Below are 12,190 nucleotides of genomic sequence, written 5' to 3' on the forward strand. Positions count from 1 at the left end.
CGGCGCGGCCATCGGCTGGGGCGCGGCGGCGTGCTGAGGCGCGGCCTCGGCTGCGGGGGCGACGGCCGGGGCGACTCGGCGCGGCGGCGGCAGGTCTTCCTCGACCGCCTTGTGCGCAACGGCCGGGTTCTGGGTCAGCGGCTCCTTCATGCCGCGGCGCGGCGCCGGAATCTCGGCGGCCGAGGCGTCGATGCCGGTCGCGACGACCGAGACGCGGATCGTGCCTTCCATGGACGGGTCCAGGGTCGAGCCGACGATGATGTTGGCATCGGCATCGACCTTTTCGCGGATCTTCTCGGCCGCCTCGTCCATCTCGAACAGGGTCAGGTCGTAGCCGCCGGTGATGTTGATCAGCACGCCCTTGGCGCCGTTCAGGCTGATTTCGTCCAGCAGCGGGTTGGCGATGGCCTTCTCGGCCGCCTGCACGGCGCGGTTCTCGCCCGAGGCCTCGCCGGTGCCCATCATCGCCTTGCCCATCTCATCCATCACCGCGCGCACGTCGGCGAAGTCCAGGTTGATCAGGCCCGGCCGCACCATCAGGTCGGTCACGCCCTTGACGCCCTGGTAGAGCACGTCGTCGGCCATGGCGAAGGCTTCGGTGAAGGTGGTCTTTTCGTTCGCCAGCCGGAACAGGTTCTGGTTCGGGATGATGATCAGCGTGTCCACGACCTTCTGCAGGGCCTCGACGCCCTCCTCGGCCTGGCGCATGCGCTTGGTGCCCTCGAACTGGAAGGGCTTGGTCACCACGCCGACGGTCAGGATGCCCATCTCGCGCGCGGCCTGGGCGATGATCGGGGCAGCGCCGGTGCCGGTGCCGCCGCCCATGCCGGCGGTGATGAAGCACATATGCGCGCCCATCAGGTGATCGACGATATCCTCGATGGTCTCCTCGGCGGCCTTGGCGCCGATCGAGGGCTTGGCGCCGGCGCCCAGCCCCTCGGTCACCTTGGGACCGATCTGGATGCGGCTTTCGGCCTTGGAGGATTGCAGCGCCTGGGCATCGGTGTTCGCCACGACGAACTCGACGCCCTCCAGCTGCTTGTCGATCATGTTGTTGACCGCGTTGCCGCCCGCACCGCCGACGCCGAAGACGGTGATGCGCGGCTTGAGTTCCTGGTCATCGTTGAGCATCAGGTGGATCTGCCGTTCCATGTCTCGCCTGCCTTATGTTTGCGCCGGACATGTGCGCAGTCCGGTCGAATCCCCGTATGCTGGCCAGCCTAGCCAGATTCGGCCCCAGCGTCACCCGAAAAACACGGTCGAACCACCAAATATGGCGGTTGGACGGGGTGTTTTCGGCGGTATCTTGCCCATTCTCCAGCATGTGGTGTGGACCCCCGCCCGCACCACCGCATCCGGATTTCGCTGGCCTACCAGTTGTTGCGGAACCAGCGATAGGCCCGGCGCAGGCTGCGCGCCGGGTAATGTTCGGCGGGCATGTCGAAATCCCACCATTCGTCCTGCGGATGCGCCGTCAGCAGCGCCAGCCCGATGGCCGAGGAAAAGCCCGGCGCGGTGGCGTTATGCGGCAGGCCCTGGATGCGCAGCGGCCGGCCGATGCGCACGTTCTGCCCCAGCATGCGCGAGGCCAGCACGTCCAGCCCCGGGATCTGGCTGCCGCCGCCGGTCAGCACGATCTGGCGCGAGGGCATCGAATCGAAGCCCGCCGCGTCGAGAATGCCGGCGACGTTTTCCAGGATCTCCTCGACCCGCGGCCGCATGATGCCGATCAGGTCGGCGCGGCTGACGCTGCGGCGGTCGGTCTCCCAATCGCCGGTCTCGCCCCCAAGCTCGATCATCTCGCGGTCGTCGCGGCCGGTGGCCTCCAGACCGCCATGCAGGGTCTTCAGCCGCTCGGCCACGGCATGGCTGACGCGCAGGCCCTTGGCGATATCCTGGGTGATCAGTTCCCCGCCGACACGAACCGCATCGGCGAAGATCATGTGCTTCTTGATGAAGACCGACACGCCGGTCGTGCCGCCGCCCAGGTCGATGCAGGCGGCGCCCAGCTCCTGCTCGTCCTCGACCAGCGCCGCCAGGCCCGAGGCGTAGGAGGCCGAGGCCACGCCCGCCAGTTCCATGTCGCAGCGGCGGATGCAATGTTCGAGATTGCCGGCGGCGTCGCCGTCGATGGTCAGGACGTGCATGTCGCAGGCCAGCCGGCTGCCGGACTGGTCGCGCGGATCCGACAGGCCCGAGCGGCCGTCCAGCGCGAAGTTCACCGGCTGGGCGTGCAGCACCTCGCGCCCGCGGCCGAAATCCGGCACGTCGCAAGAGGCCAGCACCCGGGCCACGTCGCCCTCGGTCACCTTGCCGGCGGGCAGGGCGATCTCTCCGGCCAGGCCATAGCTGGCCGGGCGCGCGCCCGAGATGCAGGCGATGACGTGATCGACGCGCACGCCGGCAACCTTCTGCGCCGACTGGATCACCGTGCGGATGGCGCGCTCGGTCTCGGCCATGGTCTCGATCTCGCCATAGCGCATCCCGCGCGAGCGGGTGGTGGCGGTGCCGATGACGCGGAAATTCGACTGGCCGGCCATGGGGCCGACGCCGTCCGTCTCGCGGAACTGGCTGGGGCCGTCGAATTGCAGCACCAGGCAGGCGATCTTCGAGGTGCCGATATCCAGAACCGCGATGACGCCGCGCTGCATGGCCTGGCGGCGCATGTTGCGCATCGCCCGCTGCACCTCGTAGAGATCCTTCATCTTTCCTGCCTCTCCAAGCTGTTATCCGCTCTTCTTCCTGCCGTTTGTCGCCTTGGCCGCGATGGGCTGGCCGTCCGGACCCAATTCGGGCTGGCCGCGGGCGCGGCGGATGGCGTTCTGCGCATCGAGCCCCAGCCGCACCACCGGCCGCTGCTGCTTGCGCAGGTCCACGACGGTGATGTCGCGCTCGAGCATGTGCTGGGCGCGGTCCAGCGCGATGGCCCGCTCCAGCGCCTGCAGCGCCCCGGTCTCGGGCAGCTTGATACGCTGGCCGCGGTCCAGCACCACGTCCCAGCGCCGCTCGCCCATGCGCTCCAGCCCGCGCAGGCGGGGCAGGATCGGCCCGGCCGCGTCGATCAGCGCCAGCGCCTCGGCGGCGGCGCGGTCGGCGCCCTCGCCCGAGATGATCGGCAGGTCGCTGCGGATGTCGCGCGCCGTGACCGAGGCGACGCGATGCCCGGTCTTGTCCAGGATCTCGATGCCGCGCGCATGGCGCCACAGCACCGCCGGCACCCGCTCGGTCACCACCGCCGACAGGATGCCGCCGGGCTTGATGCGCAGGTCCACCGCCTCGACCGCGTCGAGCTTGAGCACCCGCTCGCGCAGCTTTTCCAGGTCGATCTCGAAGCTCGAGGCCGGCAGGTCGACGGGCAGCATGGCGCGCAACCCCTTGTCCACCACGGGCGAGGCGCCCTCAATGGTCATCATCTTGACCATGAAGGCCTCGCGGTGCTGGATGCGGTCCACGATGGCGTCGAGACCGCCGGTCAGATTGGCGCGGCGGGTGTCGTCCGACAGCCAGATCCCTGCCACCAGCGCCGCCAGGAAGGCCGGCAGGCCGACATGCACCAGCCGCCGCACCAGCGGCCGCAGCATCATCCGGTTCAGCCGATAGGCCAGGCGCGAGGGCGCCGGGTCCTTGCGCACCGGGCGCTGCGGCTGCGGCGCGGGACGCGAAGGCACATGACGCACCGGCGCCGGCCGGCCGCCGTCGCCCTGCCCGCGCTGGAAGGGGTTCAGTCCCTGCATAGCGCCTCCTCGACGATCCAGCGGCAGAGCGCCGGGAAATCCATACCGACATGTGCCGCCTGCTCGGGCGCCAGCGAGGTGGGCGTCATGCCGGGCTGGGTGTTCACTTCCAGGATCACCAGCCCGTCCAGGCCGCGCGCATCGTCCCAGCGGAAATCGCTGCGGCTCAGGCCGCGGCACCCCAGCGCCTGATGCGCGCGCACCGCGAGGTCGCGGCAAGCGGCCGCGATTTCCCCGGGAATCCCGGCCGGGATGACGTGGCGCGAGCCGCCGGGCTTGTATTTCGCGTCGTAGTCGTACCAGCCCTCGGAGATGATCTCGGTCACGCCCAGGGCACGGTCGCCCAGCACCGCCACGGTCAGCTCGCGGCCCGGGGCATAGGTCTCGACCATGACGCGCGCCGGCATGGCGTCCGAGAGCTGCGGCGGGGCGTTGGCGGCCTCGTGGACGATATAGACCCCGACCGAGGAGCCCTCGTCATTGGGCTTGACGACATAGGGGGGCGGCAGGACATGGCGGGCGCGCACCTCCTCGGCATCGGCGATGACGCTGTCCACCACGGGAATGCCCGCCTCGCGAAAGGCCTGTTTCGCCCGGGACTTGTCCATGGCAAGCGCCGAGGCCAGCACGCCGGAATGGGTATAGCGGATGCCCAGCCATTCCATCAGGCCCTGGACGCAGCCGTCCTCGCCCCAACGGCCGTGCAGCGCGTTGAAGACCACGTCCGGCGCGTGCTCGGCCAGACGCGCGGGCAGATCCCTGCCCGCGTCCAATTCGACGACGTCATAGCCCGCCTGCCGCAGCGCCTTCGCGCATTCCCGCCCGGAAGACAGCGACACCTCGCGCTCGGCCGAGGGGCCGCCCATCAGGACGACGACTTTCGGGGCTGTCCTGCTCGACCTGCCCGCCAATTTTTCTGCCTCATGCCCCGGTTGATCCGGGAATTTATTGCGGCAGGATAGCGGCTAAGGCGGAATCGCAAAAGTCCCTTTTCGCGTTTCGGGCGAGATTTCCGGGGATAACGGCGGGTTACGGCTCACCGACGCGGATCACTTCCCATTGCAGGTCGTGACCGCTGGACTGCCGTACCCGGTCGCGCACCAGCTCTCCGAGCGCCTCGAGCTCGGCGGCGGTGGCGCCATCGGCGTTGAGCAGGAAATTCGGATGCTTTTCAGACATTTGCGCCCCGCCCAGCCGATGGCCGCGCAGGCCGGCGGCGTCGATCAGGCTCCAGGCCTTCAGCTCGTGGCTGTCATCGGCGTGGCCGGTCGAGGAATAGCCGGCCGGGTTGCGGAAGGTCGAGCCGGCCGAGCGGTCGCGGGTCGGCTGGCTGGCATCGCGCCGGGCGAGCTGATCCTGCATTTTCTCAGCAAGTTCAGTTGGTTCCCCGGCCGGGGCGCGGAAGGTCGCCCGGGTCACCACCGCGCCCTCGGGGATCTCGGAATGGCGATAGGCCAGGTGCAGGTCGGCGGCGGGCAGCTCGGCGATCTCGCCCCGGCGGGTGACGATGCGCACCGCGACCAGATGGTCTGCGACATAGGTGCCGTAGCAGCCGGCATTCATGCGCACGGCGCCGCCGATGCTGCCGGGAATGGTGCGCAGGAAGGTCAGGTCGCGCCCGGCCTCGGCCGCCTTGCGTGCGACGTGGGCGTCGAGGGCGGCAGCGCCGGCGGTAACGGTTTCCCCTGCGATTTCAATGGCATTGAAGCCGCGACCCAGGCGGATCACCACGCCGCGGATGCCGCCGTCGCGCACGATCAGGTTCGAGCCGACGCCCATGGGAAAGACCGGCACGGCCGGGTCGAGCGTGGCGAGAAACTCGGCCAGATCGGCCTCGTCCGCGGGCTGGAACAGCCAGTCGGCCGGGCCGCCGACGCGCAGCCAGGTCAGCTCGGCCAAGGGCCGGTTCGGGGTCAGGGCGCCGCGCGGCGCAGGAAGCATCCGGGTCATGGCCGGCTGGTTAATCGGCGTTGCGCGGGGCGTCAATGCGGCGCGCGTTGCCGGGCGGATGCCGATGCCCCGCCCGGGCGGGGATTTGCCAGCAAATGCCGGGTTTTTCGTCGTGACCGGCGTGCAGCCCGTGTGCACCGCGCGTACACAGGGCGTGCACCGGCGACAGGCCCTGCCGGGGCTGCGGGGAGAGGATGCGCTGTTCCAGCGCGCCTTGCCGGAGGCGCGTCCGTGCACGGTCAACGACCGGCCGAGGAAACCCTTGGCATCCGGGCCGCGCATTTCAACTTTGGCGTGGAAACCGCTTTTCTTGCCGCCGCGCCGTGCTCTTTCCGGCTCACGGCGAAACCCACGCGCTTTCAGCGACGCTTGGCCAAGGAAGAATGCGGTCATCAGGACGATGCGGCCAGGATCAGATCGCTGATCGACCGCGTGAACAGCACGGTGAAGCAATCGCCCGCCATCCTTGACGGAAAGCCGCTGGAAAGGCGCTGGAGGGAGCCTGTCTTGCAAGAGTTCATCCTGCCGATTGCAGGATTGGCGCCTGGAGCTGCCGGGATCCTGTTGGCGCGGCGGGAAGCATCCAGGCTCGACAAGGACAAGGAGGCGCGAAAGCGCGCGTTGAACGCATTCCATGAAAAGCACAGGGACGGCGAACGGATCAACGCCTTGCAGCCGGTCTTGCCGCATCGCTCCGGGACGAGTCCCGCCAATCCGCTTCTGGAAATCCGAAGGGCACAGCCCTGCCGGCGCCGAGGACGGCGCCTATTCCAGCGCGCTGAGCAGCACCGCCAGCGCCGCGAACGCGCCCAGCAGCCAGCAGTCCCAGGCGAAGCCCGGCGCGGGCCGGACGGATGCGCCGGACAGCCGGCCGTAAAGCCAGCGCCCGGCCGCGCCAAGCGCCAGACCGCCGGCGGCGATCAGCATCAGCAGGCAGAGGAGCGCACCAATGATTCCGGCCAGGTAGCCGCCCGTCCTGGTGCCGCTGATCAGGTAGCACAGACCGGCCGCGCCCAGCAGCAGCGCCAGTTGCAGGGCAAGCGGGGCGAGGGAACGGGCCGCGGCGCGCAGAGCCCCGATCGTGGCGGTCAGGATCACCGTGACGGCGACGATCAGCCAGACCAGTTCCATGCCGTCCGGTCAGTGCAGGCCGCGGCGCAGGGGGGCGCGGCGGCGGCGCAGTGCCTCGAGGGGCGGCCAGACCAGCAGCGACAGGCCGAGCGCCAGGAACAGCACCCCGAAGCCCGGCCCGCAGAGATAAGTCAGCCAGCCCAGCACCGGCACGCCGCAGAGCACCAGCACCCAAAGCGCCGCATGGCGCCAGCGCAGCCGGACAAAGGGCAGCAGGCAGGCCGCGACGCCCCAGAGCAGCGCGCAGAGCGCCGCGGCGACGGGATGGGCGATCAGCGCGATCACGCGGCCTTCTCCGTCAGCCGTTCCGGCAGGTTGTTGGCCCAGGTCGAGATGGTGCCGGCACCGAGGCAGACCACCATGTCGCCCGGCCGCGCCTGTTCGCGCACCAGCCGCGCCAGGTCGGATTCGTCGATCACCGCCCGGGCGTGGCGATGGCCATGGGCGATCAGCCCGGCGACCAGGTCGTCGCGCGAGGCACCGGGGATCGGCTCCTCGCCCGCCGAATAGACCTCGGCGATGCCGACCACGTCGGCCTCGTTGAAGCAGGTGCAGAAATCGTCGAAGAGGCTCGACAGCCGGGTGTAGCGATGCGGCTGGTGCACGGCGATGACCCGGCCTTTCGTGGCCTGTCTCGCGGCCTTGAGGACGGCGGCGATCTCGACCGGGTGGTGGCCGTAATCGTCGATGATGGTGACGCCCCCCACCTCGCCCACGCGGGTGAAGCGGCGGCCGACGCCGCCGAACTTGGCCAGCGCCTCGCGGATCTCGCGCCGCTTCATGCCCAGGTGGCGGGCGACGGCGACGGCGGCCAGCGCATTGCTGACATTGTGGTCGCCGGGCATCGGCAGGGTGCAGCCCTCGATCATCGGGATCTCGCCATCGTTGAGCGCGGCTTCGCCCTGCAGCGCGATGTCGAAATGCGCCACGCCGTTTTCATAGCGCAGGTTCATCGCCCGCACATCGGCCTGGGCGTTGAAGCCGAAGGTGGCCACGCGGCGGTCGGTCAGCCGGCCGACCAGCGCCTGCACCTCGGGGTGGTCGGTGCAGCAGACGGCGAGGCCGTAGAAGGGGATGTTCGAGACGAAATCCTGGAAGCCCTTGCGCAGCGCGTCGAAGCTGCCCCAATGCTCCATATGCTCGGGATCGATATTGGTGACGATGGCGATGGTCGCCGGCAGGCGGTTGAAGCTGCCATCCGATTCATCGGCCTCGACCACCATCCATTCGCCGGCGCCGGCGCGGGCGTTCGAGCCATAGGCGTGGATCACGCCGCCGTTGATGACGGTCGGATCGAAGCCGCCGGCGTCCAGCAGCGTCGCGACCATGGTGGTGGTGGTGGTCTTGCCATGGGTGCCGGCGATGGCGACGTTGGATTTCAGCCGCATCAGCTCGGCCAGCATCTCGGCACGGCGCACCACGGGCAGGCCGCGGCGGCGCGCCTCCTCGAGCTCGGGGTTGCCCTTCTTGATCGCGGTCGAGATCACCACCACGCCCGCCTCGCCGATATTCTCGGCGCGCTGGCCCTCGAAGACGGTGACGCCCAGGCTTTCCAGCCGGTCGGTGATCTTCGAGCGTTTCGCGTCCGAGCCCTGCACCTGGTAGCCCAGCGTCATCAGCACCTCGGCGATGCCGGACATGCCGATGCCGCCGATGCCGACGAAATGGATGGGGCCCAGTTCGCCCGGGAGTTTGGTCGCTGCATTCATCGGGTCAGGTCCGTCACTAGATCTGCAAGGCGCTGCGCCGCATCGGGGCGACCCAGCGAAAGCGCCGCGGCTGCCATGGCGGTGGCGCGGGCGCTGTCGGAAAGGATGTCCCGCATGTCGCGCCTGAGGCTCTCGGCGTCAAGCACGGATTCGGGCAAAAGGATCGCCGCGCCGGTTTCCGCAAGGGCCCGGGCGTTCGCGGTCTGGTGGTCGCCGGTGGCGGCGGCATAGGGGATCAGGATGGCCGGACGGCCGATCACGGTGATGTCGGCGATCGAGGAGGCCCCGGCCCGGCTGACCACCAGCTGCGCCTGCGCCAGCCGCTGCGGCACATCGTCGAAGAAGGGCCGCACCGTGGCGGCGATGCCGGCCGCGGCATAGGCGGCGGTGACGCGCTCGCCGTCCTCGGCTCGGGCCTGGTGGCTGACCGACAGGCGGGCGCGCAGCGCCTCGGGCAGGCCGGCGATGGCCTCGGGCACCCGGTCCGAAAGCACGCGGGCGCCCTGGCTGCCGCCGATGACCAGCAGGTTCAGCGGCCCCTGCCCCGGCGGGAGATAGGGCGCGGCGGCCTGGTCCAGCACCGCCTGCCGCACCGGGTTGCCGGTATGGATGCCCTGCACCCCCGGCGGCAGCACGGTCGGCCAAGTGCCGCAGGCGACGCGATCCACCCGGCGGGCGAAGGCCCTGTTCACCCGGCCCATGATGCCGTTCTGCTCGTGGATCATGCGCGGGATCTTCAGCGCCAGCGCCGCCGCCATGGCGGGGATGGTCGGATAGCCGCCGAAGCCCACCACCACGGCCGGGCGGTCGGCGCGCATCCGGCGCATGGCCGCAAGCACGCCGGCGCCGATGCGGAACGGCACGGCAAGTTTCGCCAGCGCACCGCCGCGGGCGGTGGTGGCCGAACTGACCACCTCGCGCGCAACCTCGGCCGGGAAGGCGCCGGCATAGCGGGCGCCGCGCTCGTCGGTCGACAGCCTGACCCGCCAGCCCTGCGCCAGCAGCACCTCGGCCAGCGATTGCGCCGGAAACATGTGGCCGCCGGTGCCACCGGCGGCGATCAGGCAGAGCGGGGCCGCGCTCATCCCCGGCCCCGGCCCAGCAGGTCGCCCAGCCGGCCCTGCGGCCGTGCCCGGGTCAGCGCCAGCAGCATGCCCATGGCGATGCCCGAGGCGATGACCGAACTGCCGCCATAGCTGACGAAGGGCAGCGTCATGCCCTTGGCCGGCAAGAGCCGCACCGCCACGCCCATGTTGATCAGCGCCTGCACCCCGAAGGCGCAGGCCAGCCCGGTGCCGGCGATGCGGGCGAAGGGGTCGCGCTCGTCCTGCAGGCGCAGAAGCGAGCGGATGACGATGGTGGTGTAAAGCGCGATGATGATCAGCACCAGGATCAGCCCGTATTCCTCGGCCGCGACGGCGATGATGAAATCGGTATGGGCGTCGGGCAGCGACCACTTGACCGTGCCCTCGCCGACGCCGACGCCGAAGAATCCGCCCTCCTGGATGGCGTTGGTGGCATAGCCGAGCTGGGTGCGCGGATCGACCTCTGCAGCCAGGAATCCGTTGATGCGGCGGGCGAAATGTTCCGAGGCGCCATAGGCGAAGACGCCGCCGACGCAGGCCAGCCCCATCACCCCCCCCAGAAGGTAAAGCGGCGCCCCGGCGATGAAATACATCACGCACCAGGAAAACAGCACCAGCGAGGCCTGGCCGAAATCGGGCTGCATGGCCAGAAGCAGCACCACCACCACGGCCAGGCCGAAGGACAGCGACTTGCCGGGCGGGCCGCCGACCTCCTGGCTCGCGGCCATGAACCAGGCGCAGATGGCGACGAAGCAGGGCTTGAGGAATTCCGAGGGCTGCACCGACATGCCGCCGGGCAGCCGCAGCCAGCGCACCGCGCCCTTGCCGAAATCGGTGCCGATGACCGGCAGCGCGAACAGCACCAGCAGCGCCACCAGGAAGCCCAGCACCCCGATCCGCCGCACCTGCCGCGGCGAGAAGGTCGAGATCACCAGCATGATCGCCAGCGCCATGGCGCCGAAGACCGCCTGGCGGGTGACATAGTAGAATTGCGGCAGGCCGTTCTTTTCGGCCAGCGGCACCGAGGCCGCCAGTCCCAGAAGAAGCCCGACCGCGAACAACCCCAGGACGCAGGCCAGGGACCAGCGGTCCAGGGTGCGCCACCAGCGGGGAAGAATCGGATCACCAGCCCGCACGGGCGTGGTGCCAAAGACCATCTCGGTCATGGGTTACCGCCGTCACTGCCTCGTTTGCATTGCCCGTTTCCGGGGGCCCGTTTGCCGGGTCTGGGCGGCAGCATAGCGCGATTGCCCCCGGCGCGCTACTGCGGATTGCGCGACGCCGCGGCAGCCCGGATCCGGCGCCGCGGCCGCATCTTTCCGTTTGCCAAATACCCGACGGCAACCGCGCGGCCCGGCGCGGCGCCGCAGGTCCGGCTCTCAGACCCGCGCGGCGTCCTTGCGGGTGCGCCACAGCGACCAGCCGACGCCGGCGCCGAGGATCGCGAAGGTGATGCCCAGCGACAGGGCCGGCGGGAATTTCGCCAGTCCCATCAGGTCGGCCAGGAACACCTTGGAGCCAATGAAGATCAAGAGCACCGCCAGCGCCTGCTTGAGATATTCGAAGCGGTGGATGATCGCCGCCAGCGCGAAGAACAGCGCCCGCAGGCCCAGGATGGCGAAGATGTTCGAGGTGTAGACGATATAGGGGTCGGTGGTGATGGCAAAGACCGCCGGCACCGAATCGACGGCGAAGATCACGTCGGCGATCTCGATCATCGCCAGCGCCAGCAGCAGCGGCGTGGCATAGCGGCGGATGCGGCCGGTCGCGGGGTCGGGCCGCTTCACGACGAAGGCATGGCCGTGCAGCCCTTCGGTCAGCGGCATGCGGCGGCGCAGGAACTTCAGGACCGGGTTGGAACCCATGTCATGCTCCTTGTCGCCGATGAACAGCATCTTGATGCCGGTCAGGATCAGGAAGCCGGCGAAGACATAAAGGATCCAGCCGTATTGCGCGACCAGCGTGGCGCCGACGCCGATCATGATGCCGCGCAGCACGATCACCCCCAGGATGCCCCAGAACAGCACCCGGTGCTGATGGCGGCGCGGGATCGACAGCGTGGTAAAGATCAGCGCAATGACAAAGACATTGTCCATCGCCAGGGTCTTTTCGACCACGAAGGCGGTCATGTATTCCGCGGCGGCATTGCTGCCCAGCTGATACCAGACGAAGCCGCCGAACAGCACGCCCAGCGTGATGTAGAAACTCGACAGCTTCAGGCTTTCGGCGACGCCGATCTCCTTGTCGCCACGGTTCAGCACACCGAGGTCGAAGGCCAGAAGCAGGCCGACCAGGCCGACGAAGACCAGCCACAGCCAGATCGGCGTGCCGAGAAAGAGGGTCAGGTAGAAAGGTTCCATGTCAGGCTCCACGTTGAACGAAAGCCGGTGCGAAGCCTTGGACGGGAAAGGGGTTCCGGGCTGGCACCGAGCAGGGCTCGATGCGGTCCGACATCACGACAAGCGTCGTCAGAGGGGCCCGGTCCGCCTGCACCAGATAGGGGCTCGGGGCCGCGATGCAAGTCCGGGCCGGTCGCTTTTCCGGGCTGCGGGCCGATCGGCGGGGACAGCCACCCCTTTTC

The 12,190-nt window shown here is 69.4% G+C and carries 12 protein-coding genes; all 12 read right to left on the reverse strand.

The window, feature by feature from the left end; translation table 11 throughout:
- The coding region (gene ftsZ, locus I9P22_RS12220; protein WP_199259758.1) for a cell division protein FtsZ at nt 1-1,152 on the reverse strand (1,152 nt) is incomplete at its 3' end.
- 218 nt (nt 1,153-1,370) lie between these two features.
- Entirely contained in the window at nt 1,371-2,705 is a 1,335-nt protein-coding gene (gene ftsA, locus I9P22_RS12225; protein WP_199259759.1) for a cell division protein FtsA, read from the reverse strand.
- A 21-nt stretch (nt 2,706-2,726) separates the two neighbouring features.
- Entirely contained in the window at nt 2,727-3,734 is a 1,008-nt protein-coding gene (locus I9P22_RS12230) for a cell division protein FtsQ/DivIB (protein WP_199259760.1), read from the reverse strand.
- Nucleotides 3,722-4,645 carry a D-alanine--D-alanine ligase gene (locus I9P22_RS12235; protein WP_199259761.1) on the reverse strand — a complete coding sequence of 308 codons (924 nt, stop codon included), beginning with the start codon at nt 4,643-4,645 and terminating at the stop codon, nt 3,722-3,724. The genes I9P22_RS12230 and I9P22_RS12235 overlap by 13 nt, the downstream gene beginning before the upstream one ends.
- Nucleotides 4,646-4,763: 118 nt before the next feature.
- Nucleotides 4,764-5,675, reverse strand: coding sequence for a UDP-N-acetylmuramate dehydrogenase (murB, locus tag I9P22_RS12240; RefSeq protein ID WP_199259793.1), 912 nt, complete (start codon nt 5,673-5,675; stop codon nt 4,764-4,766).
- A gap of 401 nt (nt 5,676-6,076) precedes the next feature.
- Complete coding sequence (locus tag I9P22_RS12245; protein ID WP_199259762.1) at nt 6,077-6,397, reverse strand: hypothetical protein; 321 nt, start codon at nt 6,395-6,397, stop codon at nt 6,077-6,079.
- A 52-nt stretch (nt 6,398-6,449) separates the two neighbouring features.
- Nucleotides 6,450-6,815 (reverse strand): hypothetical protein, encoded by a 366-nt coding sequence (locus I9P22_RS12250; RefSeq protein WP_199259764.1) that lies wholly within the window; start codon nt 6,813-6,815, stop codon nt 6,450-6,452.
- A 9-nt stretch (nt 6,816-6,824) separates the two neighbouring features.
- On the reverse strand, nt 6,825-7,100 hold the full coding sequence (locus I9P22_RS12255; protein WP_199259765.1) for a DUF2484 family protein: 276 nt from the start codon (nt 7,098-7,100) through the stop codon (nt 6,825-6,827).
- Nucleotides 7,097-8,524: a UDP-N-acetylmuramate--L-alanine ligase gene (gene murC, locus I9P22_RS12260; RefSeq protein ID WP_199259766.1), complete on the reverse strand. Its 1,428-nt coding sequence runs from the start codon at nt 8,522-8,524 to the stop codon at nt 7,097-7,099. Before murC ends, I9P22_RS12255 begins: the two co-directional genes overlap by 4 nt.
- Nucleotides 8,521-9,609, reverse strand: a complete 1,089-nt coding sequence (murG, locus tag I9P22_RS12265) for an undecaprenyldiphospho-muramoylpentapeptide beta-N-acetylglucosaminyltransferase (RefSeq protein ID WP_199259768.1) — start codon at nt 9,607-9,609, stop codon at nt 8,521-8,523. The genes murC and murG overlap by 4 nt, the downstream gene beginning before the upstream one ends.
- The gene (locus I9P22_RS12270) at nt 9,606-10,775 is read right to left on the reverse strand and encodes a peptidoglycan glycosyltransferase FtsW (RefSeq protein WP_199259770.1); all 1,170 of its coding nucleotides are present in this window, start codon (nt 10,773-10,775) and stop codon (nt 9,606-9,608) included. Before I9P22_RS12270 ends, murG begins: the two co-directional genes overlap by 4 nt.
- Before the next feature lie 213 nt (nt 10,776-10,988).
- On the reverse strand, nt 10,989-11,969 hold the full coding sequence (locus I9P22_RS12275) for a TerC family protein (RefSeq protein WP_199259772.1): 981 nt from the start codon (nt 11,967-11,969) through the stop codon (nt 10,989-10,991).
- Between the last annotated feature and the right edge of the window lie 221 nt (nt 11,970-12,190).

The sequence above is a fragment of the Paracoccus binzhouensis genome (genome assembly GCF_016446475.1).
Taxonomy (GTDB): domain Bacteria; phylum Pseudomonadota; class Alphaproteobacteria; order Rhodobacterales; family Rhodobacteraceae; genus Paracoccus; species Paracoccus binzhouensis.

Coding starts and splice junctions, on each gene's coding strand:
- I9P22_RS12250 (WP_199259764.1), bottom strand. CDS start 6,815: ATGGAACTGGTCTGGCTGATCGTCGCCGTCACGGTGATCCTGACCGCC.
- I9P22_RS12270 (WP_199259770.1), bottom strand. CDS start 10,775: ATGACCGAGATGGTCTTTGGCACCACGCCCGTGCGGGCTGGTGATCCG.
- murC (WP_199259766.1), bottom strand. CDS start 8,524: ATGAATGCAGCGACCAAACTCCCGGGCGAACTGGGCCCCATCCATTTC.
- ftsA (WP_199259759.1), bottom strand. CDS start 2,705: ATGAAGGATCTCTACGAGGTGCAGCGGGCGATGCGCAACATGCGCCGC.
- I9P22_RS12275 (WP_199259772.1), bottom strand. CDS start 11,969: ATGGAACCTTTCTACCTGACCCTCTTTCTCGGCACGCCGATCTGGCTG.
- murB (WP_199259793.1), bottom strand. CDS start 5,675: ATGCTTCCTGCGCCGCGCGGCGCCCTGACCCCGAACCGGCCCTTGGCC.
- murG (WP_199259768.1), bottom strand. CDS start 9,609: ATGAGCGCGGCCCCGCTCTGCCTGATCGCCGCCGGTGGCACCGGCGGC.
- I9P22_RS12230 (WP_199259760.1), bottom strand. CDS start 3,734: ATGCAGGGACTGAACCCCTTCCAGCGCGGGCAGGGCGACGGCGGCCGG.